Source organism: Collimonas sp. NPDC087041 (genome assembly GCF_044745265.1).
In the GTDB taxonomy this organism is placed as follows: Bacteria; Pseudomonadota; Gammaproteobacteria; order Burkholderiales; family Burkholderiaceae_D; genus Collimonas.
Genome location: NZ_JBIUZX010000003.1, coordinates 17,728 through 43,530 on the forward strand (window position 1 = coordinate 17,728; position 25,803 = coordinate 43,530).

The following is a 25,803-nucleotide window of genomic DNA, read 5'->3' on the forward strand; positions in this document are numbered from 1 at the left end:
TCAGATGAAATCAAGAAGTGCGCAGTGAGCATATCCGTTGCCCTGCGCATCGCACACCATTTTGACCACACATTTTTAAGGATTGGCATGTTCACTTCAGCGCCTGCCGACATCGACGTCGACTACTCTCTCCTGGCACGCCAGATCACAAGCATTCTTGAAGGCGAACGCAACCAGACCGCCAACGCCGCACAATTTTCGGCATTCATTTACCAATCCCTTGCAGACCTGAACTGGGCCGGATTTTATTGGACTGTGCCGGCCAAAAAGGGCGATGCAGAGGAACTGCTGGTTGGCCCATTCCAAGGCAAGGTCGCTTGCGCGCGTATCTCTTTTGGCAAAGGTGTCTGCGGCACGGCGGCGGCAGAGCGTCGCACTATCGTCGTACCGGATGTGCACGCTTTCGCAGGACATATCGCCTGCGATTCGGCATCGAACGCCGAAATCGTCATCCCGGTCATCAAGGATGGCCGCGTATTGGGTGTATTCGACATCGACAGTCCGAGCCTCAACCGCTTCCGTCCCGAAGACCAATTAGGACTGGAATCGTTGGTTGCCATCTTTGTCGCCGCAACCGATTTCACTTAATTCGGTTGCGGCAAAGACGGAACATCACACCGTCTTGATGAACAAGGAAACCAGCTTGCGCGTCCAGCCGCTGTAAGGCGGATAGAACATGCTAGCGAGCATGATGCGGGTACGCACCACTGCCCGTTCATGCGAAAAAGCCAGGAAACCGTGATGGCCGTGGCCGCTGCCGATACCGGAATTATTGACGCCGCCGAACGGCAGGTTCCCGTGCAGGAATTGCACCACGCAGTGATTGATACAGGCGCCGCCGGAAGTAGTCTGCTGCATCACCCTGGCGATGTGTTCCTGCTTGCGACTCCAGATATACAGGGCCAATGGCTTCGGATCTGCATTGATGCGAGCGATTACCGAATCAAGTTGTTCATAAGCGATGATCGGCAACAGCGGCCCGAAAATTTCCTCGCTCATGATCTTGGCGTCGGCCGGAATGCCGTCGATCAGCGTTGGCGCAATATAGCGTTGGGCTTCATCAACCAATCCGCCGGTAACTATCCTGGCGCCGCGACTGGTGGCATCGTCCAGTAAATTTTTGACGCGCGCCGTATGGCGCAGGTTGACGATACGTGCCAGGTCGGGACTGTCGGCCTGCTGCGCCGTCTTGCCATAAGCGCTCTCCAGGGCTGCACGGCAGTGTTCCAGGAACTCATCCTTGACGCTGGCATGGACATAAATATGGTCGGGTGCAATGCAGGTCTGGCCATTGTTGGTGTACTTGGCCCAGAGGATGTTTTGCGCCGCCGCTTTCAGGTCCGCCGTCTCGTCGACAATCGTCGGTGATTTTCCGCCAAGCTCCAACGTAACGCTGGTCAGATGCTTGGCCGCTGCCGCCATCACGATCTTGCCGACCGCCGGCGAGCCGGTGAAGAAAATATGGTCGAACGGCAGATCAAGCAGCGCTTGCGCGACAGGCGCATCGCCCTCGAACATCGCCACTTCATCTTCGCTGAATACCTCACGAATGATCTGGCCGATCACCGCCGATGCATGCGGCGTCATTTCCGAAGGCTTGATGATTGCCGTGTTGCCGGCGGCTAGCGCCGATACCAGCGGTCCCAGGCTCAGATTGACCGGATAATTCCACGGCGCCACGATCAGCACTCGCCCCTTCGGCTCGTACTGCGTATAGCCAGAGGTGCCGATCATCATGCGCGAAGGCCAGACTTTCTTCGGCTTCATCCAGCGGCCCAGCTTGCGGATGGCGTCGTTGGCCTCGGCAATCACCGGCAGGATTTCGGTCAGTTCAACCTCGGCAGCCGGCTTGCCGAAGTCTGCCTGTCCAGCGGCGATCACGGCATCCCGGTGCTTCAGCAACGCTGCCTTCAGCTTACGGATTTTCTGCAACCGCTCGGCCTTGGTCGATTGCCGCAAGCGCAGGGCCGTGATGCGCTGTGCGCCAAACACGCGCAGGATCTCCTTGCGCGTGAAATCGAGCTCGGTGTCAGCCGGTGTCGTAACTGTGTTCATCGCTTGCCTTTAGAAATTGAAGATGCCTAGCGTTCATATTCAACAACCGAACTACCCAAGCCGCCAACCGACTTAACCCTTTTTCATCTTGTCCAGATGATAGGTCAGCGCAGCGGCAATGCAGAACTCCAGCGCGTCGACAGGCAGTACATCATCTTCTTCGAAGACGATGCTGCGATTGCCGACGAACCGAAAGTCGCCGGGAAAAAGCATTCGGAACGTTTCAACTAGATTGGTCTGGCAATTGAAATACATCGAATACTGCGAAGGATTGCCCTTTTTCCAACCGACCCTGATCGTACTCCCGCTTTTGCTGTTAGTGGTGAGATAGGCAGGCTCGCCCCACTTGAGGATTTCCTCTATTTCGCCGACGCCGGCAGTAGCGGCGGCCGTCTCGAGGATCAACTTGCGCAAGGCCAGCAGCTTGCGCCGCATGGGTGGCGGGTAACCATCGAAGACCTTGGCTACGGCGGCATTCTCGATCAATGGCTGCGAAGAGTGCGTTTTCATTGGGAACTACCTGCTTCAGGCTCAAACCACCTGACGCCGCCGGGTCAGATGATCGCGGATATGGCGCGCCAGTTCCAGTGTCGCCGGACTTGCCGCATGTCGCGACAGATGCAGATTGATCGCAAAATTAGGCAGCTCCGGCAGACCACAATCGCCACTCAAGATATCGAGGTCGGCCGGCACGGTGGAAGCCAGCCAGGCTGTGATGGCGAGGTCGGTACGCACAGTCGCGGTGGTCGCTTCGATATTACCGTTTTCGAATACGGTGCGCCACATCAGGTCATTCTGCTGCAGGGCCGCCACCACCACCGGACGGAAGGCACAGGTATCAACCACCATCGACACCGGCAACGGCCGCTTCAGATGGGCGGCGCCGGCTTTGGCGCCGACCCAGACCAAGCGCTCCACGCTCAGGCATTCACCGGCAGTCGGGCCGACCGGCTCTTCAATCACGGCCAGGTCGATCGAGCCAAGCGCCAACGCCTCGGCCAACTGCGGTGATGAACCGCAGAGCAACGATATCTCCACTTGCGGGAACGCTTCCGCATAAGCCTTCATCACGGGCGGCAGGCAGGTCGCCACCAAATCATGCGGCACGCCGAGCCGCACTTGCCCTTCGATCGCGGTGGCAGTCATATCGACCCAGATTTCGTCGTTCAGGCTCAACAGCCGCTTGGCCTTGCCAAACAAGCGCTCGCCGGCTGCCGTCAGGCGCAGGCCGCGCGGATCGCGTTCGAACAGGCTACCGGCCAGCACTTCTTCCAGGCGCTTGACCTGCTGGCTGACCGCGCCCTGGCTCAGGTGCAGCGCATTGGCGGCGACCGTCATGCTGGCATGTTCGGCGACGGTCACGAAAGTACGCAGCAGGTTGGTGTCGAGATTACGGGGCATGGATGACCACATTCAAGTATTACGATTGCTAATGTCAGGCATAACGAACATTTGCTTCACTGATGCCGTGGCGCTAGGTTAGCATGATCCGTAACGTTTATACCAACCCGGAGAATCGCATGATCAATCCCACCACAATGCCAGCCGTCGACTTGCTGGTTGCCTGTGAAAGCGTCACCGAGCATTGGTCGCCCAAAGTGGTGGCGCAGGTCAACGACCAGTATGTCAAGGTGGCCAAGCTGCTTGGCAATTTCACCTGGCACAGCCATGCCGCCGAAGACGAATTGTTCTACGTATTGCGCGGCCGGTTGCGCATCGAATATCAGGACCGGCCGGCGGTTGAACTGACGGCAGGCTCCATCCATGTGGTGCCGCGCGGCGTACTGCACAACCCGGTGGCCGAGGACGAATGCTGGATTGTGCTGATCGAACCGGTGACCACCAAGCACACCGGCGAGCTCGATACTCCTTTCACAAAAAGCATCGAACAACAACTAGCTTAGGACAAACAGATGACCGACAACGTAATCAAACTCGCCGCATTTTCCGACGGCGAACAGGGCGGCAATCCAGCCGGCGTCTGGATCGGTTCTACCCTGCCGGAGGCGGCAGCAATGCAGCAGTTGGCCGCGGAAGTCGGCTTTTCCGAAACCGTGTTCGCCGCCGCCATCCCGGGTGGATGGTACGTGCGCTATTTTTCGCCAGAATCCGAAATCGGCTTTTGCGGCCACGCGACGATTGCGTTGGGCGCGGCACTCGCCCAACAATACGGCGACGGCGTGTTTGCCATCACGCTGCATATGAGCGGCGCCCACATCACGGTGGAAGGCCAGCAACAAGGCAAACTGACCAACGCCGCGCTGCAATCGCCGCCAACCCGTAGCAAAGCCGCCGATCCCGCACTGGTGGCCGAGGCGCTGGCGCTGTTCGGCTATAGCGCCGACGACCTCGATCCGCGCATCCCACCGGCCATCGCGCATGGCGGCGTCGACCACCTGGCGCTGGCCTTGCGCAGCCGGGAAGCATTGCGCGCCATGCACTACGAACTGGACCAAGGGCGCAACTTCATGCAGCGCGCCGGCTTGACCACCATCGTGCTGGCGTATGCCGAGACAGCGCAACTATTCCATACCCGCAATCCGTTTGCCTCCGGCGGCGTCTACGAAGATCCCGCCACCGGTGCTTCCACTGCCGCGCTGGCCGGTTACCTGCGCGACATCGAATGGCCGCACGGCGGCGCCATCGATATCGTCCAGGGTGAGGACATGGGCATCCGCTGCCTCCTGCATGCACAAATTCCTCCAGAGCGCGGCGCCTCCATCCGCCTCTCGGGTAGCGTCAGGCCGATTACCGAATAGCCGTCCGGCAAACTTTGCGCACAACCGGTATAGTTTGTCTGGCCCGTCGTTTGTCTGGCCCCTCAATTCCTGGAAAACCGATGTTGAAAATACTTGGCAAGGCATCATCGATCAATGTCCGCAAAGTCCTTTGGACCTGTGCCGAAGTGGAGCTTCCTTTCGAACGCGAAGACTGGGGCTCCGGCTTCCGGGCTACCGACACGCCGGAGTACCTCGCCCTCAATCCGAACGGCATGGTGCCGGTCATCCAGGACGGCGACTTCGTGCTGTGGGAATCCAATTCGATCATCCGTTACCTTGTGGCGCGCTACGGCGGCGAGTGGTTATATCCAGCCGAACCGCAACGGCGCGCCCGTATCGATCAATGGATCGATTGGCAAGCCACCGACTTGAACCGCTCCTGGAGCTATGTATTCCCTGCCCTGGTCAGGAAGTCGCCGGCACACCAGGACCCGGCGCAAATTGCGGCCGGCAGCGCAAGCTGGAGCAAGAACATGCAAATCCTCGACCGCCAACTCGCATCGACCGGCGCATACGTTGCCGGTGCGGAGTTCACACTGGCCGACATACCAATCGGACTGTCGGTAAATCGCTGGTTCGGCACACCGCTGCAACGCCCTGAGTTACCGGCGGTGAGCGCCTACTTTGAACGCTTGAGCCAGCGCAAAGGTTATCTCCTGCACGGCAATAACGGCAGTCCGTAACGACGCAAGATGCATGTGCAGCTCATGGCGGCAATGAGCTGCAATGAGCTGCAGGTCAACCTTTCACTTTTTGGATTTTCACAAGCAGATGAACACGCAGACACTCCTCACCTTCACCGCCTTCGCGGCACTCGCCATCATGAGCCCTGGACCGTCGATCCTGCTGACCTTGCGCAATGGCGCCAGTTTCGGCGTGCGTTCGGTCATGTGGTCGGCCCTCGGCAATATTTGCGGCGTGTTTTGCTTGTCGGTGGCGGCGATACTTGGCCTGGGCGTACTGCTGAAATCGTCGGCCCTGCTGTTTGGCGCGGTCAAGATCGTCGGCGCCCTTTACCTGTTCTATATCGGCCTGCGGCAGCTATTCGGCGCTTCAACAGTATTGGTAAGCGAAGCCGACGATAAAGAAAGCAGCATTGCGCCGCAGCCAAAAAAACTCTACCGGGAAGCGTTCCTCACAGCCGCAACCAATCCCAAGGCCATCCTGTTTTTCACGGCGCTGTTTCCGCAGTTCGTCAACGCCCACTCGTCGCTGCTGCCGCAATTCCTGATCCTGACGGGAATCTTCATGGCGGTGTCCTATACCACTCACATGAGCTACGCCCTGATCGCCTCGCGCGCCAGGAATCTTCTGCAGAAACCATCATTTTCCAAATGGGTCAGCCGCGTGGTTGGGACGGCCTTCATCGGCTTTGGCACCTTGCTGCTGACCTTGCGGCGGCAGTCGGTTTAATTATTGGAGCGGTGATCAGATAAATCCTTGCGGCGATCATGCAAACCTTAGCTCTACGCCTCACTCCCGGACAAGACTTGCGCGCCTCTCTTGAGTCCGTGCTGGTCGAACATGGCGTAAGCGCAGCCTTCATGCTGCAGGGCATAGGCAGTCTCTCAGTAGCACAATTGCGGTTTGCCGGCGCCGCACAATCCACCGAGCTGCGCGGCGACATTGAAATCCTGACACTTGCCGGTTCGCTCTCCCCGGATGGCGCACATCTTCATATCTCCGTGGCCGATGCCCAAGGCCGCGTATCTGGTGGGCATGTGGCGCGCGGATGCATCGTCCGCACTACGGCTGAGTTACTGCTGGCGCTACTGCCGGAACATCATTTTTCGCGTGAGCCGGATGCGGTTTCCGGCTTCAGCGAATTGGTGGTGCGAGCGCGATCTTAATAGCCGATCTCACGTGCTCTGGCGCTTGCCCATCTCAAAAGCGCGCACCTCATAACCCAGCTCCTTATACAAAGCGATTGCCACATCATTGAATGCCCACACGGTCAAGCGAACGTCATTGGCGCCGCGCCCGGCTGCCCACGACTCGGCAAGTCGCATCAGAGCCGGCCCTATTCCCCGCCCGCGTTGTTCCTGAACGACGCAAATGGAACCGATGCGGCAGACACACTGCGGTTGGAGCAGAGGGCTCGTGGGATGCGATAGGTGCATGGTGACGAAACCAACAGCGGTGGCCCCCTCTTCAGCGATATAAGCCGCCTGGTTGTCCGACTCAAGGCTAGGAAGCCAATGCGCTGCATCGCGCTTAAAGTCTGAGGTTGCAGCGACGTAGATATCTGGACGCATTTGATGATGCAGGCTGTTCAACTCCTGGCCCAATTCACAGAGCGTCAGAATGTCCGCCGGCGTAGCAAGGCGATAGCGCACTAGGTTCATCATCTTGATGTTCTATGTGAATACATATTTCGGCGGCCCGCTGATGAACCACTGATTTTTGCCAGTGGCAGGCGCCACTGCGCCTGCCACTGCGTCCTATGCAGTTCGCGCACCTGCAATGTATCGATCAATCACAGTCGGCAACACCGTCAACGGTACACCGCCACTTTTCACCAGCGCGTCGTTGAAGCCTGCCAGGTCGAATTTGCCTCCAAGCGCCAATTTTGCCCGTTCGCGCTGACGCAGCATTTCGTTGTGCCCGATCTTGTAGCCACAGGCTTGTCCCGGCGATACGCAGTAACGGTCGACTTCGCTGGTCATGGCGGCAACGCCGCGACCAGTGTTTTCGATCATGAACTGGATCGCCTGCTGGCGTGTCCATTTCATCGCATGCAAGCCGGTGTCAACCACCAGGCGGCAGGCACGGAATTGCTGTGCCTGCAGATAACCGATCCGGCTGAACGGATCATCGGCATACAAGCCGAACTCATCAACCAGTTGTTCCGCGTAGAGTGCCCAGCCTTCGATAAACGCGTTGAAACCCATCATTGAGGTAATCAACGGTATCTCCGCATGATGTTCCGCCAGATACGCACCCTGCCAGGTGTGACCCGGAATGCCTTCGTGCGCGGTCAGCGTCGCAATCTCGGCCTTCGGCCACAAGGTGGTTGATTTCAGGTTGATGTAATAAATCGCCGGCCGCGAACCGTCCAGCGCGGGGAAGTTCATGTAACCGAGCGGCGCGCCGGCTTCGATATCGGGCGGCACGCGCTTGATCACCAGCGGCGCCTTCAAGTCGAGGTGCGAAATCCTCGGCATCAACGCCCTGACCGCGGCGACGCGTTCATTGCAATAGGCGATCAGTTGCTCGCGCCCCTGATCGTTATCGGCATAGTAGCGTTTGGGATCTTTTGACAGCGCCAGCAGGCGCTCGCCCACTGTGCCTTGCGTGAGCCCTTGCGCCTTCAGGATGACATCGATGCGTGCCTGCAGCATCTTGTTCTGCTCCAGGCCGATCGCGTGGATTTCACTGGCGCTGCGGGTGGTCGTCGTTCCCAGCTGCAATGCCCATTCGTAATACGCGGCGCCATCCGGCAAGCGATGCACGCCGGCGACGTCAGTGGCCTTGGCGGTAGCTTTGGCAAAGGTCGAGATCTGGCGGTCGAGCGCTGGATAGATCATCGTTTCCACCAGATCCGTCGCGCGCCCTTGCCAATTGCCCGGAATGCCCAGTTCCTTGGTGCGCACACTGATCGAAGTAACCAGCTTCTGCGCCGCTGCCGATGTCTTGCGGTAGTCGCGCAACTGGCCGAGTGCCGTGTGTGCAATGAAATCGGGTGGCATGATGCCTTTCCCGGCCTGCTCGGCAATGCGTGCGCTTTGCTGGTCCATCAGGCGCGCCATGGCCTTCACGCGCTCAAGGTAAGCTTCCGCATCGGCGGCGTTGGCGATCTTGTGCTGAGAATCCAGAAACTCAGGAACAAAGGTCAGTGCACCGTCCTGTTGCGTCACCGGGAATGGGCTGGTGCCACCATTGAAACCACTGGCTGCACCGCCGTAGGAAAAGCGCAGGCCATTCACGCCCTCTGTCGCCGCGTAACGCACGCTGTCGTAACGGATTTGCGCATCCGGGCTGAGTTGTTTACGGTCCACGGTTCCCATCCGAACCAGCATCGATTTGACCTGGTTGGCCCATTCGGCGTCACCGGCAGGTGAATCATCCTGCAGGCGCGACTTGAGTGCAGAACGCGCCCCGGAATCGAGCCCCAGCGAGGTTGCGGTTATCGGCGACAGGCGCAAGATTTCTTCTGAAAAATCGGCCAGCATGGTTGAAAACCGTGCCTCTGCATCTGCTGACGGCTTTTCCATAAGCTGCGCGCTGGCGATGCCTGGCAGCAGGGAGACAGCCGCGCCAGATAACGCGGTCAGCAGAATGTCACGACGGGAAAAGCTTTGCGGCATATCGTTCATGGAATTGATTATTTGAAGATTGGACGGAAGAAGCTGCGTTCATAACTGACGATGCATCGGGTTTCCTCGGCATACTTGAATGCGGCCTGGCACTCAGGGTCAAGCAGCGATTTTTCCCGGTACGCTTCATACGAAGCGAGCGATGGAAATGTAAACATCGCCAGCGCCACGTTGTTGATTCCTTCCGACGGCAGAAAGTATCCATGATGGATACCGCCGAATTTCTCGACCAGCGGAATCCAGATTTTTCCGTAGTGTTCAAATTCTTTGAGCTTGTACGGATCGATGATATAGCGCAGGTAGCAAGTAACCATGGACATCCTTGTCGGCAAAATTCAACTAGTACGATAGAAAAATAATCGCCACATGATGCCATACAAAAAACAAACTTACTTGCCGCTCTCGCGACTATGAGGCAATGCCGATTGGTTCGCAAAAAAAGCATTTCGGATCGGTCAGGCGGGCGTCGTTTACTCCCGCCCTTTCAGCCATAAACCAAACTCCTGTAGCACCATGACGATCTTTCGCAAGCGCTGGCCATCTTCGGTCAGGCAATACTCAACCCTGACCGGCACTTCCGGATACACCGTGCGCAGCACCAGTCCGGCCTCTTCCAGCGCGCGCAGTTCCAGCGTCAGCATTCGCTGGGAAATATTGGGCACGTCGCGCCGCAGGTGATTGAAACGTTTAGGGCCATCCAGCAGGAAAGAAACCAGCAGCATGCGCCAGCGGCCGCCGAGCAGGCGCATGGCTTCCTCTACAGAACAACCGGACACGTTTTTCTTCATCGGATCACTTAGGTATATTTTATGTACCTATATAACATAAGTTTTCCTTCTATACAAAAGTAACCAGCGTCGAGATAATGCGTCCTCCAGATAACCAGGAGGTATGCATGAAGTTATATTTCGCTCCGGAGACCTGCTCTCTGTCGCCCCACATTGTGTTGCGCGAACTGGCGCTGCCGTTTGAATTGATTCGCGTCGATAACAAAACCAAGAAGACCGCCGGCGGCGACGATTTTTTGGCGATCAATCCCAAAGGCTATGTGGCGGCGCTGCAAATCGATAACGGCGAAGTGCTGACCGAAGGTCCAGCGATTGTGCAGTATCTGGCAGACCTGAAACCCGAGGCCGGACTGGCCCCGGCGAACGGTAGTTGGGAGCGCGTGCGCTTGCAGGAATGGCTCAACTTCATCACCAGTGAAATCCACGCGGGTCTCAGCCCGCTATTCAACTCGGCAATTCCAGATCAAGTGAAGGCGATATTCAAAGACAAGCTGTACAAACGCTTCGATCAGATCGCGACGACGCTGGAGGCAAACGATTTTCTGCTTGGCGAGCAATTCGGCGTGGCTGATGCCTACCTGTTCACCGTCATGCGTTGGAACAAATTCTTTGGAATCGATCTTGAGCGATGGCCGGCCATCGTCCGCTACATGGAGCGCATAGGATCACGCGCCGCAGTGCAGTCGGCGATTGCGGCGGAAATTGCACATGCCTAAGGTCGTGTACTCAGAAGCTTCTGCTCCAGGCTTTTGCGAACATCCGGCCACTCGTCGTCGATAATACTGAAGCGCACGGAATTTCTTTTACGGCCGTCCGGCATGATTCTTTCATGACGGACAATCCCCTCCTGCTTTGCGCCAAGCCGGAGTATGGCGCGCCGGGATTTTTCGTTGATTTCATCCGTGGTGAACTGCACCCGCACGCAGTTGAGCACCTCAAATGCGTAGCACAGCATCAGGAATTTGGCTTCGGTATTGACATAGGTTCCTTGCCATGTAGCGGCGATCCAGGTGCTACCAATTTCGAGCTTGCGATGCTGCCGATCGATCTTCCAGAAGCGAGTAGAACCTATCACCTGGCCGGTTTCCAGAATCTCGGTCACAAATGGCATGACGGTTCCGGCAGCTTGGCCGTCCAACGCCGTGCGGATGTAGCTTTGCACCGTTTCTGACGACGGCACCACCGTAAAAGGCAAGTTCCAGAGCTCACCATCGGAGGCGGCAGCAACCAAGGCCGGTGCATCCGTGGCCAGCAGCGGACGCAGCCTTATTCTTTGACCAACTAGTGTTTCCATATACGTATCAGGGCTTCAACAAAAAACCGGCGAGCGGACGACTACCAACGTTACGGGTTTTCTGCGATTTTTTTCAAGGCGCCAAGCACATCCGGAAAATCCGCCGTAACCATCGGGCCCAATTCGGCAGCAGCGGGGCCGGTAATTTCCGTGCTGTAGATGACTTTTGTGCGCCCCGAAGCCAATGGCACAATCTTGTGATGCACCAGCACGCGCGTTCCGTCTATGTCGGTTTCATCAGTAAAGCCCTCGTTGCTCCTGACGTCGATCAATGTGCTGGTGAATGAGATATCTCCGGGAATCTGCATGGTGAATGTCGTGCCATTCGCGAAGTCGCCATGGATCTGAATGTCCTCGATACCGCGATTCCATTTTTTCCAGCCTGGAACGTTGGAAAACAACGCCCAGATTTGTGCCGGGGTAGCCGTCGTCTCGATGCTGTCCTCATGAGTCCACATGATTCCCTCTTTTAAGCTGACGCGACATATGCCGCAGAACGTGAATTTAACATGGGAAATTACGTTCTGCCGCAGATGCGCTAAGATCATGCCAATTCAGGCAAATCGGCCAGCATCTGGACCACCTGCAATCGCATCACGAGCCGTATCCTGCCATCGCGCAGCAGATGCGTCATTCGCTTTCACCATGATCGATCAGTTCATGCCAAATATCATAACGGTAGCAAATCTTTCCAAGAACTACGCCTCCGGCTACCAGGCGCTTACAAACGTTGACCTGGACATCCGCCGCGGCGAAATCCTGGCGTTGCTGGGGCCGAATGGCGCCGGCAAAACGACGCTCATCAGCTGCATCTGCGGCATTCTCAACCTGTCCGAGGGCACAGTCCTCGTCGACGGCCACGACATTGTCAAGGATTTCCGCGCGGCGCGCTCCCTGATTGGACTGGTGCCGCAGGAACTGACCACTGATGCATTCGAAACGGTGTGGGCGACGGTATCCTTCAGTCGCGGGCTGTTCGGCAAACCGGCCAATCCGGCCCATATCGAAAAAGTGCTCAAGGACCTGTCACTATGGGACAAGAAGGACAACAAGCTCATCACCCTGTCCGGCGGCATGAAGCGCCGCGTGCTGATTGCCAAGGCCTTGTCGCACGAGCCACAGATCCTGTTTCTAGATGAACCCACCGCCGGCGTCGATGTGAATCTGCGGCACGACATGTGGCAACTGGTGCGCTCGCTGCGCGAGAGCGGCGTGACCATCATCCTGACCACTCACTACATCGATGAAGCCGAAGAAATGGCCGACCGCATCGGCGTGATCAACAAGGGCGAGATCATCCTGATTGAGGACAAGAGCGAACTGATGCGCAAACTCGGCAAGAAGCTGCTGACGCTGCAACTGGAACGGCCGCTCGACAGCATTCCACCCGAACTTGCAGCCTACAACCTGAGCTTGTCGAGCGACGGCAGCCAGCTGATCTACACCTACGAAAACGACGGCGAACGCGTCACCATCATTTCGCTGCTCAACGCACTGAGCGAAGGGGGTATCGCATTCAAGGATATCCAGACCACGCAGAGCTCCCTTGAAAATATTTTCGTCAACCTGATAAAGGACGAACAATGAATTTCCACGCAATCCGCGCCATGTACCGCTTTGAAATGGCGCGCGCCGGACGCACCGTCTTGCAAAGCATCGTCGCCCCGGTGATTTCTACTTCGCTGTATTTCGTCGTGTTCGGCGCGGCAATCGGTTCGCGCATCTCGCAAATCGACGGCATCAGCTACGGCGCCTTTATCGTGCCTGGGCTGGTGATGCTGTCGCTGTTGACGCAAAGCGTCTCGAATGCCTCTTTCGGCATCTATTTCCCGAAATTCACCGGCACCATTTATGAACTGCTGTCGGCGCCGGTTTCGTATCGCGAAATTGTGGTCAGCTATGTCGGCGCCGCCGCCACCAAATCGATCATCCTTGGCCTGATCATCCTGGCCACGGCAGGCTTGTTTGTGCCATTGCAGGTGCAGCATCCACTGTGGATGATCCTGTTCCTGGTGCTGACCGCGGTGACCTTCAGCCTGTTCGGCTTCATCATCGGCATCTGGGCCGACAGCTTCGAAAAGCTGCAACTGGTGCCGCTGCTGATCATCACGCCGCTGACCTTCCTGGGCGGCAGTTTTTATTCGATCAAGATGCTGCCGCCGGTCTGGCACACGATCAGCCTGTTCAACCCGGTGGTCTACCTGATCAGCGGATTCCGCTGGAGCTTCTACGGCAATGCCGATGTCAGCATCACCATCAGCCTGACGATGACGCTGGTTTTCCTGGTTGCCTTCCTGGCCATCGTGGCCTGGATTTTCAAGACCGGGTACAAGCTGAAATATTAATTTTTTCGCGCCGGCACGATCATCGGCGCGTGGCCTGATTTATTTCGCGCCGCGCGCCTCAGCTAGTGCAATGGTCAGATGCTGCACCTTCTTTTTCAACTGATCACGCTCGTCGGTAAGTTCGGCGAGTAATTGCATCAAACGATGAATCTCCACCTGCTCAGGCGTAGCGTCGCTCGGCGGCGGCTCCAGTTCAGGCTTGGGCGGCAAACGCGCCTCACGCACCTGTCTTGCGGCCTGGCGCAGTTCCTTCTTGCCGCCGGCGACAGCTGCAACCTGCTCCTCGCTCGGCAAGGTAGCGACCGCCGCGGCGGCATTGATGGAAATGACGCCCGACTTAACTGCACTCACCAGTTCGGGCGCCGCAGTCTTCTGGATTTTTTCGATTTGCCCCAAGGTTGCGCTACTCACGCGCGCAGCGCGCGCAACCGCTTCCCGCGTCCACGGTGGCTCGCTCTCTGATGGTGCTGAAACAGCGCTCTCCGCCGATTCAGCGGACGACTGCTGGGCTTGCACCTGCGATGCCCGCGCCGATACGATCTCCTTCTTGCGCAACGCTAGCACGCCACGCTGGAAATCCGAAACGCTGCGTCGTCCGAGGTGGTTATCTATCATCCACAAATGCACGTCATCCATGGACTGGAAGGTTTTGTTCTGTGTGGTATTGAACGGGATGCCGTGTTTCTGGCAGATGCCGTAGCGGTTGTGTCCGTCCACCAGCAAATCGCCCCACAGCACCAGCGCATCGCGACAACCTTCAGACAGCAGGCTGCGTTCCAATGCAGCGAATTCATCTTCAGTTAGCGGATCAATATAGGCACGGAGATCTGGGTTGACAGTGATGGTCATGGTTCAGGAGAAATAAGGGAATCGCAGCTAGTGTACGCAGGGTGATCGCTTTACGCCACACGGCAAGCCGAATTTTACTGGAAGCTGGCGATTGCCCGCTCGCATTTCTCCATCAATTCCAAATAGGCATTGCGCTCACGAGTCAGATGTTTCTTCTGAAACTCGTGCCTTTTAATGCCTTTACCGACGGCCAGAATTTTATGACCGGCAGTTGCGCAATCCTCCAGTTCAGCAAACAAAGGTTGATCCTTGTTGTGCGCACCCGGCCAATCCCGCAACAAATTTTCCAGCGGGTTGTTGAATTCGCGATAGTACCGGGTCTTGTTGTGCATGATCTGCAAATCGTGCGAGAGCCGTTCGGCCCTTCTCATTTCCTTCAACAAGCCGGCCGCTTGCGACTTTGCACTTTTACGCTGCGCGTCCGAATAGACAACCCTCACCTCACCGGACGCTACCGGCGTAGGCAAAACCACGGTCGAACGAAATCTCTTTTCATCGCTCGTCGGCGCAGTCTCAGCCGCCTTCTCCCCGCAGCCGCAGACAAACAACGCCGCCGCACAAGCCAGTAGATGCGTTCTTCCCGCGATATATCTTTGAAATATCATAAACAATAACTCTGTCGTCACATCAAACGGTTGCCATCATGCCATAAGTGTTGCAAAGGCCTGGCGGTATTCGGCAGGCGTCAAGGAAGTAAGTTCCTTGAACATACGGCGAATGCCTGAGTCGCTACGCTCCGTCGCTCAGGGCATTAGGCCTATGTGGTGATCAATTTCAAGACAAATATACATATTGGCCTTATACGATTCCGGCGAACCCGCGCGCGCAGGAATCGCGTACCTTGCCGCAAGTTCGAAAAATCCGACAAGAATCATGACGGTCTTGCAGAAGGAATTACATCATGTTGGGCATAGCTTTACTTTTCATCGGCGCGGTGCTGGTTGTCAATGGCGTTGGATTGACCGGCCGGATAGAGGCGCGCGAAAACGCCGTCTTCAATTTTTTGATCGGCATGCTGGCGCTGTTCATCAGCCTGCTGGGCATCATCCGCAGCGTTGATAACGCCGGCTATCTCAGTGTTGCCGCCGGTTTGCTGTTTGCCTTCACCTACCTGTATCTGGCGGTGGTGCAATGGAAAGGCATGAGCGGAAAAGGCCTGGGCTGGTATTGCCTGTTTGTCGCCATCAATACGCTGCCGATGGCCTGGATGGCCATGGCGCAAGACATGCGCTCGACCGTGATGTGGCTGGCATGGGGACTACTCTGGTTCCTGTTTTTCCTGGCCTTGGCTCTTCAGAAAAACATTCGGTCGCTAGGCATCATCACCGTCATCATCGGCGTTGCATCCTGCTGGATTCCCGGCTTTTTAATGTTGGCCGATCGTTGGTAATAGAGATTGCAGCCTGTTGCAAGACGCGCTGCAAAGTCAATTACTGGAGACTGCCCCATCGTTCCACCGCCGGTTCCGCAGCGGCCCACTTCCAGACATCATCGCTCCGGCAAGCGCTAGTGACGTACCAAGCACGCTTCAACTGCGCGCCCTCGCCGGTATCGACCGACATGATTGCTTCCTTGCATAAAGCCAGCGGCGTATCGATCGTGCGCGTCACGCGCACTTCGCCGTGTTCGTTGCCATACGCAATCTGATGCACGATAGCCCAGCGCCGCGACTGCCCTACTTCGAGATTGCCGATGATGGCGGCGATTTCGTCCTGCTCGGCTTTCTGCCAATTGCGGAAAATGTATTTGGTGGTGGCGTCGGTGGCAGCTTGTACACCGATGCCGATAGCGTAGCCGACTGCCGGATTGGAAGTGACCGCGCCACTGGCAACACCCGCCGCCGCGCCGGCGAAGCCGCCGATACTGTTGCAACCGCTCAAAGCCAGCGCAGCGACAATCAATAAGCCGCCGGCAGCGGCACGGCGTATGAAACGACCACGCCGCATCACTGCAACGCTCCCCAGCGCTCGGTCGCCGGTTCGGCCGAAGCCCATTTCCAGTTCGCGCCGGATTGGCAAATGGTGGCGACGTAAAACTCACTGGTCGGCTTGCCGGCCTGACCGACCAAACCATCGACCGAGAACACGATTTCCTTGCAGCTCATACCTTGGCTGCTGATGATGCGACTGACCGTGACCCGGCCTCGCTCATTGTCCTCGAGCGGCAGCGAATGCCTGATTTCCCAGTTGGCGACCGCGCCAACAGTCAGGCCGCCGGCTGCGCTGGCAATTGCATCCTGCTCCTCGCCGTGTATCTTGCGCTGTTCATACTGCACGCCGGCACGCGCCGCAGCCTGCACGCCAAGGCCAATGCCGGTGGCCACTGCGGCGTTGTTGGTCACCTTGCCGGCGAGTGCCGTACCGGCCACGCCGGCCGCAGCGGAACTGCCTTCCGTGACGACCGAACTACAGCCGCTCAAACCAACTACGCCGCACAACACCAGCAAACCGCTAATCTGTTTTAACTGCATCTACCATTCCAAAATGAAAGCTTCGATCGCGTCGGCGGTGTACGGAGAGACACCGGCCGCAGCGGCTGCAAACATTCTAGATGAGAAAAATCAGTTTCAACTTCGGCAATAAATAATAAATTGCAAACTTTTGTTAAATCATTTCCACCGAGGAAAATGCTGGCCGGACAGTGGCGATCATTCACGCCTTGCCGACTTACATACCGTTGCTACCGCCGCCCATGCCACCAGAACCTCCACCCATGCCTCCTCCCATACCACGGCCGCCGCCGTGGCTCTTGCCGGCCGGCTTGACGGTGTCCGAATTGCGCTCGCAAGCGACATCGTTGGCGCGTTGCAGGCGGTCTGCCAGATACAGTCGTACCGCTTGCCGTTGCTGATCATCCAGCGCATCGTTCATGGTCAACCACAACTCGCGCAGCTGACGGCCATCCTGGGCCGACAAGCCTGACTCAGCATCGATCGCGGTCGACAACTGGCGCAGATCGATATTCGGATTGTTGAGGCCGCTGCGCATGTTGGCCTGCAGGTCTTGCTGGCGCCGTTCGCGCTCCTTGACGATTACCTTGGTCTTGGCCGCCAATTGCCCCCACAAGGTTTGCTGATTGGGATTCAGATGCAAATCGTCCTTCAAGCCGTCAGCGGCACCCAGCACGTCCTCGGCTCGAAAATCCATCACCGGCGTCGCCAGCGCACTGGCTGCCAACCCCAGGCTGAACAAGCCGGCCAGCGCCGACGATATCAAGGTCACAGCGAGCTTTGAACGTTGCATAGCATTCTCCATATCTAAAACGCCATATTTAACCGGAGTTGCCGCATGGCCGATGCAATCGAATCATTTGGTAACAGCTGGCGCCGCATTGATACACGCTGTTGCCGGGCGCAAGGTTCTCGCCAATTGCCGGCGGCCTGCTATATTATTGGCAACTTATTGCTATCGTGCCCTTGTGCGGGCCAACCGACTGCCCATATCCCATGATAAAAATCTCAGGACTTACCTTTGACTACCCCGGCCACCGCGCCTTGCATCAGGTCAGCCTACAGGTTGAGCAAGGCAGCGTCACGGCGCTGGTCGGCTCCAACGGCGCTGGCAAGACCACACTGATGCGTTGCATCGCCGGCCTCGAAACTCCGCTCGCCGGCGCCATCAGCGTGGCCGGCATGGATGTGCTGGAACGGCCGCGCGAAGCGCATCGGCTGATGGGCTACCTGTCCGATTTCTATGGTTTGTATCAGGCCCTGACCGTGGCCCAATGCCTGGAATATGCGGCGGCGGCGCAAGGCCTCCCGGCAGCGGCAATTCCACAGGCGATCCAGACCACGGCGCAGCAACTGGCGCTGACTGATCGATTGCAGCAAACCTGCGACAAACTGTCGCGCGGCTTGCGCCAGCGCGTTGCCATCGGCCAGGCCATCATCCATTCACCTAAAGTACTGCTGCTGGACGAACCGGCTTCCGGTCTCGATCCAGAAGCGCGCAGCAGCCTGGCCGGCCTGTTCCGGCAGTTGCAGGCCAGCGGCATGACGTTGCTGGTGTCGTCGCACATCCTGGCCGAGCTGGATGAATATTCGACCCACATGCTGGCGCTGCGCGACGGCAAGGTGCTGGAATATCGCTCGCTGAACCATGACGGCAATCAGTCGACGGCGCGCAAGTCACTGCGGATCGTGCTGGCGCAAGCCAACGCTGGATTGCATGCGCAACTGGCGGCCGAACCGACGGTGCAGATTGAGGGCGGCGACGAACGCGCTGCGGATTTCCTGTTCAGCGGCGATCAACATGCGCAGGCGGCGCTGCTGGCGCGCCTGATCAGCAACGGCCTGGCAGTTGCCAGCTTGTCCGACCAGAAAGAGAATTTGCAGCAATCCTATCTGCGCTCGGTCGCCACCTATGAAAACGGACAACAAAACATGCCGGCCAACGGCGGGAGTGCAACATGATCAATCCTGAATTCAAACGCAACCTGTGGCTGCAATTTTCCCTGCACCGGCTGATCGCCATGCCGGCGATCCTGGGGCTGATATTCCTGACTTTGAAGGTTGCCGATAACAGTTTCCCGGGCGGCATCTCGATCGACAGCATCGCCCTGATGCTGTTCGGCGGCATTGTCTGCCTGTGGGGCACGCGCAATGCCAGCAATGCGGTAATCGATGAAATCCGCGACAAGACCTGGGACCAGCAGCGCATGAGCGCGCTCGATCCATGGACCATGACCTGGGGCAAACTGTTCGGCGCCACCGCTTTTAACTGGTACGGCGGCATTATTTGCCTGGTCGCGTTTGCGGTTTTCGCGATGATCCGCGAGCGTGAACTGATGCTGAGCGCGGCCCTGACGCTGGTAGCGTTGGGCATCCTGATGCATGCGGCGACGATTGCGCTGAACCTGCACCTGATGCGCAGTGACATCCGTGCAGTACAGCGTGGCGGCATCGCCTGGGCGGTGGTCCTGATCGCCGTGATGTTCGCGCCGCCATTCCGCGCCAACGCCGATGCTTCCATATTGTGGTGGGGCAGTTCCTACGCCTACAGTTCCTTCCTGCTGGCCAGCACCGTATTCTTCGCCGTCATCGCCGTATTCGCCGCCTGGCGCACCATGGGCAGCGCATTGCAGATCACCGCCATTCCGTGGGCCTGGCCACTCGGCTGCTGCCTGCTGGCCGGCTACTTCGCCGGTTTCACCGGGGGCGGCGGCTTGCTGTGGATCGGCTTGCTATTCGCCACGGGCATGACTTATGCGGCGCTGTTCTCCGAAGAAAACAACATCGCGCTTTGGCAGCGGGTAGTGGCCCGTGCACGCGCTGGCAACTGGAACGGCCTGTTCCATAACCTGCCGATCTGGCCGACCACGTTGCTGCTGAGTTTCTGTTTTGCGCTGCTGCTGGCGTTCAGCGGCAGCGACGCGCTGCCATTCAAACTGCCGCGAGCAATCATCGACACGTCGTTCCTGGCCGTGACGATTGCACTGATGCTGTTGCGCGACGCCTGCGTTTATCTGTTTTTCGCCTTTTCCGGCAACAGCAAGCGGGTTGGCGCCACCACCATCCTGTACCTGGCGGTGATCAACGGTTTGCTTCCATTCCTATGCAAGACAATGGGAATGCGCGAACTCGCCGCATTGTTCATGCCGCTGTACGCCGACAGCGGCTGGATCATGATCGCAATTGCGGCGCTACACGCCGTGCTGGCGCTGGCGCTACTTGGGTGGATCTGGCGTCGGCAGGCGTTGCGCGCTGAGTAAACACGCCTCGCCAGCAAGCTATGCGGCGGCGATCAAACCTTCGATGATCTTGTCGAGCTTGATCGCATCGGCGGCAAAGCCACGGATTCCTTCCGCCAGCTTCTCAGTCGCCATCGCATCGTCGTTCAACGCGTAGCGGAAGCCTGCCTCGTCGTAACTGATTGCGGGCATGTCAACGCCAGGCGCGTCCTTACCCAGCATGCGCGGCAACGCGCCCTCCCCAGCCTGCAACTGCGCCAGCAATTCCGGACTGATGGTCAGCAGGTCGCACCCGGCCAGCGCCGCAATCTGGCCGACATTGCGGAAGCTGGCGCCCATCACTTCGGTCTCGATGCCATGTTGCTTGTAGTAGCTGTAAATCTGCGCCACCGATTTGACGCCAGGATCGTTCGACAGCGTGTTCGCTGATTCATCCCAGGCGCTGCCAGCGGATTTCTTGTACCAATCGTAAATGCGGCCGACGAACGGCGAGATCAGGCGCACTTTGGCGGCGCCGCAGGCGACCGCCTGGCAGAACGCAAACAGCAAGGTCAGATTGCAACGGATACCTTCGCGTTCGAGGATTGCCGCGGCCTGGATGCCTTCCCAGGTTGATGCGATCTTGATCAACACCCGCTCGCGACCGATGCCGGCCGCTTCATACAAAGCCATGATGCGGCGCGCGCGGGCCACCGTGGCGGCGGTGTCGAAACTGAGACGGGCGTCGACTTCGGTCGAGACGCGGCCCGGCACCACTTTCAGGATTTCCAGGCCAAAGCGCACCAGCACCTGATCGACAATCAGCTCCAGGCCATCGGCGGCATGGGCGGCAACGGTTTCAGCCAACAGCGGCGCGTATTCCACCTGCTGCACCGCTTTCAGGATCAGGGACGGATTGGTGGTGGCATCACGCGGCTTGAATTGCGCCAGTTGCTTGAAGTTGCCGGTATCGGCTACTACGGTAGTGAATTGCTTGAGTTGCTCCAGCTGGTTCATTGTGTATTCCTGGTTTGGAAAAATCGAGTTTAAAAAATCCGAATCGGTTCAACCGTTCGAGTCAATCATGCAAGGCTTGCGCCGCCGCGAACAAGCCGCGGAATTGTTGATAACGCGCCTGCAATACCGGCTGTTGTGTGGGCACAGGTGTGAAGCGGGCTTTGATAGGCATGCCGGCGGCAAGCAAATCCTGGCCACCGCCGATTGCCAGGAATCCCAGCTTGGCGGCGCCAATGCAGGCGCTGAGTTCGCTACCTGACAGGGTATGGATTTCGCGGTCCAGTATGTTGGCCAACAACTGCGCCCAATAATCGCTGCGCGCGCCGCCGCCGACCAGTGCGCAACTGCTCACCGCAGCACCGGCCGACTGCACCGCATGCATCGCATCCAGCAGGCCGAAACCAACCCCTTCCAGCACTGCATAGCCAAGCATCGCCGGCACCGTATCGTGCCCTAGTTGCATGAAGCCGCCGCGCACCAGCGGATCGTTATGCGGAGTGCGCTCACCGGCCAGGTATGGCAGGAACAATGGCGTTGTTGCCGGCAAGACTTGCGCGATCGGCAGCGTTTCTTGCACCAGTTGCAGCAATGCCTGTTCATTGGGCTTGCCCAACAGATTGGTCACCCAGCGCAGGCAACTGGCGCCGGACAGCATCGCGCCCATCGTGTACCAGCGCTGCGGCAGCGCGTGGCAGAAAGTATGCACCGCGCTGGGCGGATTGCCTGCCGCGTGATCGGTAATCGCGACCAGTGCCGCACTGGTGCCGAGCGTGACGAAGGCCTGGCCGGCATCGATCGCGCCGATGCCGACCGCCGACACCGGGTTGTCGCCGCCACCGCCAGCCACCACCAGCCCGGCGCTCAAACCCAACTGGGTTGCCGCCACAGCAGTCAAACCTGCCGATGCGGCAGAACCTTCCACCAGCGGCGGCAACTGCCGCAAGGCCAATCCGGTGGCGTTGACCATCGGCTCGAACCACGCGCGTCGGCGTACATCCAGCCAGAGCGTACCGGCGGCATCCGAGACATCGGTGATACGCTCGCCGCTCAGGCGCAGCCGCAGATAATCTTTGGGCGACAGTACACAGGAAATTCGGTTGAACGTTTGTGGCTCATGACGCTGCAGCCAAAGCAGCTTGGGTGCGGTCAGGCCAGCCATCGGCAAGCTGCCGGTGGCTTCGGCGAAATCGGGATGATCGCGGCCCAATTGCTCCGCCTCCACCATCGCGCGCGAGTCGTCCCACAGAATCGCCGAACGCAACACGCGGTCGCTCTCGTCCAGCAAAACTGCACCATGCATCTGACCGGATAAACCGATGCAGCGAACCCTGGCATAGGCATCCGGATTGGCTGCTCTGAGTTGCTGCAATCCAGCGGCGCAAGCCTGCCACCAGTCTTCCGGGTCCTGTTCGGACCAGCCGGGCTGCGGCCGCGAAATCGTCAGCCGGACCCCGGTATGCGCCAGCACCACACCGCTCTGATCCAGTAACACCGCCTTCAGCTCCGAAGTGCCGAGATCGATCCCGAGTGCAATCGGACTATGCATATATCTCCATCATCAGGATTGGCGTCACAGACAGCCGCATGAATTGCGGACGCGCAAAGTCGGCGCCAGCCGTACCGTCTGCTTCTTGCCGTCCGGCGCTTCTATTCGTTTCATCAGTAACTTGACCGCGCGCATGCCCAACTCCTTGACCGGCTGCGCCATCACGGTCAGGCGCGGCACAAAGAAATCGGCCCAGTCGAAATCATCAAAACCGACCAGCGCAATCTGTTCCGGCACATCGACCTTGGCGTCGCGCAACGCGTGCATGGCGCCAATCGTCATCAGGTTGTTGGCGGCCATGATCGCCGTCGGCGGCGCGGCTAGCGTCAGCAGCTTGCGGGTCGCCAGGCGCGCCGGCTCGCTGCTGGATTCGCCGCAAACCAGCAGCTCTTCATCAAACGGTAAGCCGGCCGCATCCAGCGCCGCCCGATAGCCGGCAATCCGCTCGTCGGTGGTAGTCAGGCCGGCGCGGCCGGAAATAAAGGCGATGCGTTTGTGGCCATGCTGGATCAGATGCCGCACCAACTCCTGCGACGATTGCTTGTTTTCCACGCCGACCTGATCGAAGCCCTGCGGCATCAAGCGGTCGACCAGCACTGCCGGAATCTGGTTGGCGCGCAAATACTCCAGCGCCAGATGCTGCGGATCGGGGGACGGCGCCAGCAAAATGCCGTCGACCCGGCGGTGATGCAAGGCTTTGACCGCACGTAGTTCCTGTTCGGGATCGTCGCGCGTGTCGACATACAACATCATGATGCCGTGCCTGGCGCATTCGGTTTCGATGGCGTGCACGGTTTCACTGAAATAGTGATTGGACAAGGCCGAGATCGCAACGCCGATAGTGTTCGACGTCGAACGCGCCAGCGAGCGCGCCAGTGTGTTCGGAATGTAGCCGGTCGCCTGGATCGCCGCCTCCACCGCACGTACGGTCGCCGGCCGCACCTTGCGCGTTCCGTTCAAGACATGCGATACCGTCGAGGTGGAAACCTGCGCAATTCTTGCGACATCGTCCATTGTGGCCAATTGTGTTCTCTCCTCTGTTTTTTTTGCATAGGGCGATTGCCGTTAAACAACCGCCCAAGGTTTCGGAGACCCGTTAGCGCTGAGTCGACCAACCTTTATAGGTAGCGACATTATCGTGAGTAATCAGCACCGGCGCCAGCAGAACCACAGATTTTGCCGGACGCTTGCCGTTCAGGATGTCATAGCCGATGGCAACCGCATCCTGCGCCTGCGCCCATGGATCCTGGCTAGCGGACGCCTGGATCGACGTGCCCGACTTCAGCGCCGCCTCGATATCCGGTGCGCCGTCGACCGACGTGATGATGATGCCGCTGCGCTTGAGTTGCTTGGCCGCGAGATCGCTGCCGATTGCCTGCGGATCGTTGATGGTGAACAAGCCGTCGATTTTCGGGAAGCGCGTCAGGTAACCCTGCATCGCATTCAAGCCGCCTTCGCGCGAGCCTTTGCCGTCCTGATCGTCGGACAGCAGCTTGATGCCTGGCGCAGCGGCAAACACAGTCTTGCAACCCTTGACGCGATCGATCACCGCGGTCACTTGCGGACCGTTCTGGATAATCACATTGCCCTTGCCGCCAAGTTTATCGACCAGGAATTTGCAAGCCAGGCGACCGGCCTGTTCGTTATCCGTCTGCACCGTAGCGTCCACGCCTTTGGCGCCGACGTCAACCGCCACCACCACGATACCTGCCTTCTGCGCCTTCTTGATAGCCGGCTCAATGGCGACCGGATCGGTGGCGTTCAGCAGGATCAAATCAACCCCCGCCGAAATGAAATTGTCGATCTGCGTGAATTGCTTGCTCAGGTCGTAATCGGCCGACACTGCCGTCACCTTGACGTTTGGATTGATTTGCAATGCTTTGGCCTTGGCGCCGTTGGCCAGGGTCACAAAGTAGGGATTGCCGAGTGAGCCGACAGTGATGCCGACCGATTTCAATTCCCGCGCCTGCACGGTTCCCGACATGCTCATGGCCAGCGTCAACGGCAGTACTGCAGCTAAAACGAATTTTTTCATCATGCTTGATCTCCTGTTGCCGGTCATATCAAAATCCGGGCGCCACGACCAGCTTGCCGCGCCCGGTGTCCATCCGTTAGGTCAGGTACGTGCGCCCGATTGCCGATAGCGATCCAGCGCCACCGCGCCAATGATGACGATGCCCTTGATGATGTATTGCCAGATATCGGACACGCCCAGCAACACCAGGCCGTTAGTCAGCACGGCGATAATCAGCGCCCCGATCAGGGTGCCGACAATCGAACCGACACCGCCGGTAAAACTGGTGCCACCAAGGATCACCGCAGCAATCGCATCGAGTTCGTAGGATTGGCCCAGTTGCAAACCGTTGGCCGCCGACAAGCGCGACGCCGTCATCACCGCGCCAAGACCGGCCAGCAGTCCCGACACCGCATACACGAACAGCAGCACTTTCCAGACCTTGATGCCGGACAGACGCGCCGCTTCAGCGTTGCCGCCCACTGCATAAATCTGCACGCCGATCACCGTGCGGCGCAGGATGAACCAGGCCAGCGCCACCACCAGCAGGGCGATGATGACCAGCCACGGCACACCCAATATCGAATCGTTGCCGATGAAAGCAAACGGCAATTCAGGATTGAAGACAGTCTTATCGTCCGCCAGCAGCCGCGCCAGGCCGCGCATTGCGGTCAACGCGCCGAGCGTGACGATGAACGGCGGCAGCCGCATGAAGGCAATCAGCACGCCATTCACCAGCCCCAGCAGCAAGCCGAAGCCGAGCCCGGCGGCAATGCCCAGCATGCCGTACTGCGGCGACATTGAAGCAAGCATCGCCACCACGGCCGACGCCGCCAGGATCGCGCCGACCGACAGGTCAATGCCGGCAGTCAGGATGACGAAGGTCATGCCGGCCGCCAGCACGATATTCACCGACGCTTGCTGGGTCACGATCGACAGGTTCTGCAACGTAAAGAAATTCTGGCTCAGCAAACTGAAGCCGAGTATCAGCAACAGCAATACCGGCAGCATGCCGACTGTGCGCATCAGGTTGCGCAATTTTTCCGGATTGCCGACCGCCGTTGCGGCACTGCCGCCTTGTACGGAAAGGTTCATGATGATTGTCTCCTGGCTGTTCTGGTTCATGATGTCG

The 25,803-nt window shown here is 58.4% G+C and carries 30 protein-coding genes and 1 pseudogene; 12 read left to right on the forward strand and 19 right to left on the reverse strand.

Going from position 1 to position 25,803, the window contains the following annotated elements; genetic code table 11:
- Positions 1-87 precede the first annotated feature (87 nt).
- Positions 88-588 carry a GAF domain-containing protein gene (locus ACIPF8_RS05900; protein WP_400418263.1) on the forward strand — a complete coding sequence of 167 codons (501 nt, stop codon included), beginning with the start codon at positions 88-90 and terminating at the stop codon, positions 586-588.
- Between the two features lie 24 nt (positions 589-612).
- On the opposite strand, the gene ACIPF8_RS05905 is transcribed toward ACIPF8_RS05900, so the two are convergent.
- The 3 genes from ACIPF8_RS05905 to ACIPF8_RS05915 all read right to left on the reverse strand — a co-directional run bounded on the left by ACIPF8_RS05905 (position 613) and on the right by ACIPF8_RS05915 (position 3,456).
- The gene (locus ACIPF8_RS05905) at positions 613-2,055 is read right to left on the reverse strand and encodes an aldehyde dehydrogenase family protein (RefSeq protein WP_400418265.1); all 1,443 of its coding nucleotides are present in this window, start codon (positions 2,053-2,055) and stop codon (positions 613-615) included.
- 72 nt (positions 2,056-2,127) lie between these two features.
- On the reverse strand, positions 2,128-2,541 hold the full coding sequence (locus ACIPF8_RS05910) for a DUF1801 domain-containing protein (RefSeq protein ID WP_400418266.1): 414 nt from the start codon (positions 2,539-2,541) through the stop codon (positions 2,128-2,130).
- 45 nt (positions 2,542-2,586) lie between these two features.
- On the reverse strand, positions 2,587-3,456 hold the full coding sequence (locus ACIPF8_RS05915) for a LysR family transcriptional regulator (protein ID WP_400418268.1): 870 nt from the start codon (positions 3,454-3,456) through the stop codon (positions 2,587-2,589).
- 119 nt (positions 3,457-3,575) lie between these two features.
- Here ACIPF8_RS05915 and ACIPF8_RS05920 point away from each other — a divergent pair, with 119 nt between their 5' ends.
- From ACIPF8_RS05920 to ACIPF8_RS05940, 5 genes are all read left to right on the forward strand, one after another.
- Entirely contained in the window at positions 3,576-3,959 is a 384-nt protein-coding gene (locus ACIPF8_RS05920; protein WP_400418271.1) for a cupin domain-containing protein, read from the forward strand.
- Positions 3,960-3,968: 9 nt separating this feature from the next.
- The gene (locus tag ACIPF8_RS05925; RefSeq protein ID WP_400418274.1) at positions 3,969-4,814 is read left to right on the forward strand and encodes a PhzF family phenazine biosynthesis protein; all 846 of its coding nucleotides are present in this window, start codon (positions 3,969-3,971) and stop codon (positions 4,812-4,814) included.
- An 80-nt stretch (positions 4,815-4,894) separates the two neighbouring features.
- The gene (locus tag ACIPF8_RS05930) at positions 4,895-5,518 is read left to right on the forward strand and encodes a glutathione S-transferase family protein (protein ID WP_400418275.1); all 624 of its coding nucleotides are present in this window, start codon (positions 4,895-4,897) and stop codon (positions 5,516-5,518) included.
- 88 nt (positions 5,519-5,606) lie between these two features.
- Positions 5,607-6,248 (forward strand): LysE family translocator, encoded by a 642-nt coding sequence (locus ACIPF8_RS05935; RefSeq protein ID WP_400418278.1) that lies wholly within the window; start codon positions 5,607-5,609, stop codon positions 6,246-6,248.
- A gap of 38 nt (positions 6,249-6,286) precedes the next feature.
- Entirely contained in the window at positions 6,287-6,685 is a 399-nt protein-coding gene (locus ACIPF8_RS05940; RefSeq protein WP_400418281.1) for a PPC domain-containing DNA-binding protein, read from the forward strand.
- A gap of 9 nt (positions 6,686-6,694) precedes the next feature.
- Here ACIPF8_RS05940 and ACIPF8_RS05945 read toward each other — a convergent pair whose 3' ends face one another.
- The 4 genes from ACIPF8_RS05945 to ACIPF8_RS05960 form a co-directional block, all read right to left on the reverse strand.
- Positions 6,695-7,183 (reverse strand): GNAT family N-acetyltransferase, encoded by a 489-nt coding sequence (locus tag ACIPF8_RS05945; RefSeq protein WP_400418283.1) that lies wholly within the window; start codon positions 7,181-7,183, stop codon positions 6,695-6,697.
- 93 nt (positions 7,184-7,276) lie between these two features.
- Positions 7,277-9,151 carry a DUF885 domain-containing protein gene (locus ACIPF8_RS05950; protein WP_400418286.1) on the reverse strand — a complete coding sequence of 625 codons (1,875 nt, stop codon included), beginning with the start codon at positions 9,149-9,151 and terminating at the stop codon, positions 7,277-7,279.
- A gap of 8 nt (positions 9,152-9,159) precedes the next feature.
- Positions 9,160-9,465, reverse strand: a complete 306-nt coding sequence (locus tag ACIPF8_RS05955; RefSeq protein ID WP_400418289.1) for an NIPSNAP family protein — start codon at positions 9,463-9,465, stop codon at positions 9,160-9,162.
- A gap of 156 nt (positions 9,466-9,621) precedes the next feature.
- Positions 9,622-9,939: a winged helix-turn-helix transcriptional regulator gene (locus ACIPF8_RS05960; RefSeq protein WP_400418291.1), complete on the reverse strand. Its 318-nt coding sequence runs from the start codon at positions 9,937-9,939 to the stop codon at positions 9,622-9,624.
- Positions 9,940-10,046: 107 nt separating this feature from the next.
- On the opposite strand from ACIPF8_RS05960, the gene gstA reads away from it, so the two are divergent.
- Positions 10,047-10,655, forward strand: coding sequence for a glutathione transferase GstA (gene gstA / locus ACIPF8_RS05965; protein WP_400418294.1), 609 nt, complete (start codon positions 10,047-10,049; stop codon positions 10,653-10,655).
- On the opposite strand, the gene ACIPF8_RS05970 is transcribed toward gstA, so the two are convergent.
- A complete protein-coding gene (locus ACIPF8_RS05970) occupies positions 10,652-11,233 on the reverse strand; it encodes a GNAT family N-acetyltransferase (protein WP_400418297.1) in 582 nt (193 codons plus the stop codon). The two genes, gstA and ACIPF8_RS05970, sit on opposite strands and share 4 nt — an antisense overlap.
- 50 nt (positions 11,234-11,283) lie before the next feature.
- Positions 11,284-11,781 (reverse strand): SRPBCC family protein, encoded by a 498-nt coding sequence (locus ACIPF8_RS05975; protein WP_400418299.1) that lies wholly within the window; start codon positions 11,779-11,781, stop codon positions 11,284-11,286.
- Between the two features lie 112 nt (positions 11,782-11,893).
- Here ACIPF8_RS05975 and ACIPF8_RS05980 point away from each other — a divergent pair, with 112 nt between their 5' ends.
- Positions 11,894-12,820, forward strand: coding sequence for an ABC transporter ATP-binding protein (locus tag ACIPF8_RS05980; protein WP_400418301.1), 927 nt, complete (start codon positions 11,894-11,896; stop codon positions 12,818-12,820).
- Positions 12,817-13,578, forward strand: coding sequence for an ABC transporter permease (locus ACIPF8_RS05985; protein ID WP_400418303.1), 762 nt, complete (start codon positions 12,817-12,819; stop codon positions 13,576-13,578). The genes ACIPF8_RS05980 and ACIPF8_RS05985 overlap by 4 nt, the downstream gene beginning before the upstream one ends.
- 39 nt (positions 13,579-13,617) lie before the next feature.
- Here the strand turns inward: ACIPF8_RS05985 and ACIPF8_RS05990 are convergent, their stop codons facing one another.
- Both ACIPF8_RS05990 and ACIPF8_RS05995 read right to left on the reverse strand, forming a co-directional pair.
- Positions 13,618-14,427, reverse strand: a complete 810-nt coding sequence (locus ACIPF8_RS05990) for a hypothetical protein (protein WP_400418305.1) — start codon at positions 14,425-14,427, stop codon at positions 13,618-13,620.
- A gap of 74 nt (positions 14,428-14,501) precedes the next feature.
- On the reverse strand, positions 14,502-15,032 hold the full coding sequence (locus tag ACIPF8_RS05995; RefSeq protein WP_400418307.1) for a hypothetical protein: 531 nt from the start codon (positions 15,030-15,032) through the stop codon (positions 14,502-14,504).
- A gap of 296 nt (positions 15,033-15,328) precedes the next feature.
- Here ACIPF8_RS05995 and ACIPF8_RS06000 point away from each other — a divergent pair, with 296 nt between their 5' ends.
- Entirely contained in the window at positions 15,329-15,817 is a 489-nt protein-coding gene (locus tag ACIPF8_RS06000; RefSeq protein WP_061532814.1) for an AmiS/UreI family transporter, read from the forward strand.
- Positions 15,818-15,857: 40 nt separating this feature from the next.
- Here ACIPF8_RS06000 and ACIPF8_RS06005 read toward each other — a convergent pair whose 3' ends face one another.
- The 3 genes from ACIPF8_RS06005 to ACIPF8_RS06015 form a co-directional block, all read right to left on the reverse strand.
- Positions 15,858-16,373 (reverse strand): hypothetical protein, encoded by a 516-nt coding sequence (locus ACIPF8_RS06005; RefSeq protein ID WP_400418311.1) that lies wholly within the window; start codon positions 16,371-16,373, stop codon positions 15,858-15,860.
- Positions 16,373-16,897, reverse strand: a complete 525-nt coding sequence (locus ACIPF8_RS06010; RefSeq protein WP_400418314.1) for a hypothetical protein — start codon at positions 16,895-16,897, stop codon at positions 16,373-16,375. Before ACIPF8_RS06010 ends, ACIPF8_RS06005 begins: the two co-directional genes overlap by 1 nt.
- A 196-nt stretch (positions 16,898-17,093) precedes the next feature.
- Positions 17,094-17,669: a hypothetical protein gene (locus tag ACIPF8_RS06015; protein WP_400418317.1), complete on the reverse strand. Its 576-nt coding sequence runs from the start codon at positions 17,667-17,669 to the stop codon at positions 17,094-17,096.
- A 281-nt stretch (positions 17,670-17,950) separates the two neighbouring features.
- On the opposite strand from ACIPF8_RS06015, the pseudogene ACIPF8_RS06020 reads away from it, so the two are divergent.
- A pseudogene (locus ACIPF8_RS06020) lies at positions 17,951-18,838 on the forward strand (ABC transporter ATP-binding protein); the annotation flags it as partial.
- On the forward strand, positions 18,835-20,136 hold the full coding sequence (locus tag ACIPF8_RS06025) for a hypothetical protein (RefSeq protein ID WP_400418320.1): 1,302 nt from the start codon (positions 18,835-18,837) through the stop codon (positions 20,134-20,136). The pseudogene ACIPF8_RS06020 and the gene ACIPF8_RS06025, both read left to right, overlap by 4 nt.
- Positions 20,137-20,154: 18 nt before the next feature.
- Here ACIPF8_RS06025 and tal read toward each other — a convergent pair whose 3' ends face one another.
- The 5 genes from tal to ACIPF8_RS06050 form a co-directional block, all read right to left on the reverse strand.
- On the reverse strand, positions 20,155-21,111 hold the full coding sequence (tal, locus tag ACIPF8_RS06030; protein WP_400418323.1) for a transaldolase: 957 nt from the start codon (positions 21,109-21,111) through the stop codon (positions 20,155-20,157).
- 61 nt (positions 21,112-21,172) lie between these two features.
- The gene (gene xylB / locus ACIPF8_RS06035) at positions 21,173-22,645 is read right to left on the reverse strand and encodes a xylulokinase (protein WP_400419442.1); all 1,473 of its coding nucleotides are present in this window, start codon (positions 22,643-22,645) and stop codon (positions 21,173-21,175) included.
- A 36-nt stretch (positions 22,646-22,681) separates the two neighbouring features.
- Entirely contained in the window at positions 22,682-23,671 is a 990-nt protein-coding gene (locus tag ACIPF8_RS06040) for a LacI family DNA-binding transcriptional regulator (RefSeq protein ID WP_400419445.1), read from the reverse strand.
- Positions 23,672-23,753: 82 nt separating this feature from the next.
- Positions 23,754-24,647, reverse strand: coding sequence for an ABC transporter substrate-binding protein (locus tag ACIPF8_RS06045; protein WP_400419448.1), 894 nt, complete (start codon positions 24,645-24,647; stop codon positions 23,754-23,756).
- A gap of 126 nt (positions 24,648-24,773) precedes the next feature.
- On the reverse strand, positions 24,774-25,766 hold the full coding sequence (locus ACIPF8_RS06050; RefSeq protein WP_061535202.1) for an ABC transporter permease subunit: 993 nt from the start codon (positions 25,764-25,766) through the stop codon (positions 24,774-24,776).
- Between the last annotated feature and the right edge of the window lie 37 nt (positions 25,767-25,803).

Bases quoted from the DNA above. Each gene is read 5' to 3' on its own strand.
- ACIPF8_RS05900 (WP_400418263.1), top strand. From the start codon at position 88: ATGTTCACTTCAGCGCCTGCCGACATCGACGTCGACTACTCTCTCCTG.
- ACIPF8_RS05905 (WP_400418265.1), bottom strand. From the start codon at position 2,055: ATGAACACAGTTACGACACCGGCTGACACCGAGCTCGATTTCACGCGC.
- ACIPF8_RS05915 (WP_400418268.1), bottom strand. From the start codon at position 3,456: ATGCCCCGTAATCTCGACACCAACCTGCTGCGTACTTTCGTGACCGTC.
- ACIPF8_RS05920 (WP_400418271.1), top strand. From the start codon at position 3,576: ATGATCAATCCCACCACAATGCCAGCCGTCGACTTGCTGGTTGCCTGT.
- ACIPF8_RS05925 (WP_400418274.1), top strand. From the start codon at position 3,969: ATGACCGACAACGTAATCAAACTCGCCGCATTTTCCGACGGCGAACAG.
- ACIPF8_RS05930 (WP_400418275.1), top strand. From the start codon at position 4,895: ATGTTGAAAATACTTGGCAAGGCATCATCGATCAATGTCCGCAAAGTC.
- ACIPF8_RS05935 (WP_400418278.1), top strand. From the start codon at position 5,607: ATGAACACGCAGACACTCCTCACCTTCACCGCCTTCGCGGCACTCGCC.
- ACIPF8_RS05940 (WP_400418281.1), top strand. From the start codon at position 6,287: ATGCAAACCTTAGCTCTACGCCTCACTCCCGGACAAGACTTGCGCGCC.
- ACIPF8_RS05945 (WP_400418283.1), bottom strand. From the start codon at position 7,183: ATGATGAACCTAGTGCGCTATCGCCTTGCTACGCCGGCGGACATTCTG.
- ACIPF8_RS05950 (WP_400418286.1), bottom strand. From the start codon at position 9,151: ATGAACGATATGCCGCAAAGCTTTTCCCGTCGTGACATTCTGCTGACC.
- ACIPF8_RS05955 (WP_400418289.1), bottom strand. From the start codon at position 9,465: ATGGTTACTTGCTACCTGCGCTATATCATCGATCCGTACAAGCTCAAA.
- ACIPF8_RS05960 (WP_400418291.1), bottom strand. From the start codon at position 9,939: ATGAAGAAAAACGTGTCCGGTTGTTCTGTAGAGGAAGCCATGCGCCTG.
- gstA (WP_400418294.1), top strand. From the start codon at position 10,047: ATGAAGTTATATTTCGCTCCGGAGACCTGCTCTCTGTCGCCCCACATT.
- ACIPF8_RS05970 (WP_400418297.1), bottom strand. From the start codon at position 11,233: ATGGAAACACTAGTTGGTCAAAGAATAAGGCTGCGTCCGCTGCTGGCC.
- ACIPF8_RS05975 (WP_400418299.1), bottom strand. From the start codon at position 11,781: ATGATCTTAGCGCATCTGCGGCAGAACGTAATTTCCCATGTTAAATTC.
- ACIPF8_RS05980 (WP_400418301.1), top strand. From the start codon at position 11,894: ATGCCAAATATCATAACGGTAGCAAATCTTTCCAAGAACTACGCCTCC.
- ACIPF8_RS05985 (WP_400418303.1), top strand. From the start codon at position 12,817: ATGAATTTCCACGCAATCCGCGCCATGTACCGCTTTGAAATGGCGCGC.
- ACIPF8_RS05990 (WP_400418305.1), bottom strand. From the start codon at position 14,427: ATGACCATCACTGTCAACCCAGATCTCCGTGCCTATATTGATCCGCTA.
- ACIPF8_RS05995 (WP_400418307.1), bottom strand. From the start codon at position 15,032: ATGATATTTCAAAGATATATCGCGGGAAGAACGCATCTACTGGCTTGT.
- ACIPF8_RS06000 (WP_061532814.1), top strand. From the start codon at position 15,329: ATGTTGGGCATAGCTTTACTTTTCATCGGCGCGGTGCTGGTTGTCAAT.
- ACIPF8_RS06005 (WP_400418311.1), bottom strand. From the start codon at position 16,373: ATGCGGCGTGGTCGTTTCATACGCCGTGCCGCTGCCGGCGGCTTATTG.
- ACIPF8_RS06010 (WP_400418314.1), bottom strand. From the start codon at position 16,897: ATGCAGTTAAAACAGATTAGCGGTTTGCTGGTGTTGTGCGGCGTAGTT.
- ACIPF8_RS06015 (WP_400418317.1), bottom strand. From the start codon at position 17,669: ATGCAACGTTCAAAGCTCGCTGTGACCTTGATATCGTCGGCGCTGGCC.
- ACIPF8_RS06025 (WP_400418320.1), top strand. From the start codon at position 18,835: ATGATCAATCCTGAATTCAAACGCAACCTGTGGCTGCAATTTTCCCTG.
- tal (WP_400418323.1), bottom strand. From the start codon at position 21,111: ATGAACCAGCTGGAGCAACTCAAGCAATTCACTACCGTAGTAGCCGAT.
- ACIPF8_RS06040 (WP_400419445.1), bottom strand. From the start codon at position 23,671: ATGGACGATGTCGCAAGAATTGCGCAGGTTTCCACCTCGACGGTATCG.
- ACIPF8_RS06045 (WP_400419448.1), bottom strand. From the start codon at position 24,647: ATGAGCATGTCGGGAACCGTGCAGGCGCGGGAATTGAAATCGGTCGGC.
- ACIPF8_RS06050 (WP_061535202.1), bottom strand. From the start codon at position 25,766: ATGAACCTTTCCGTACAAGGCGGCAGTGCCGCAACGGCGGTCGGCAAT.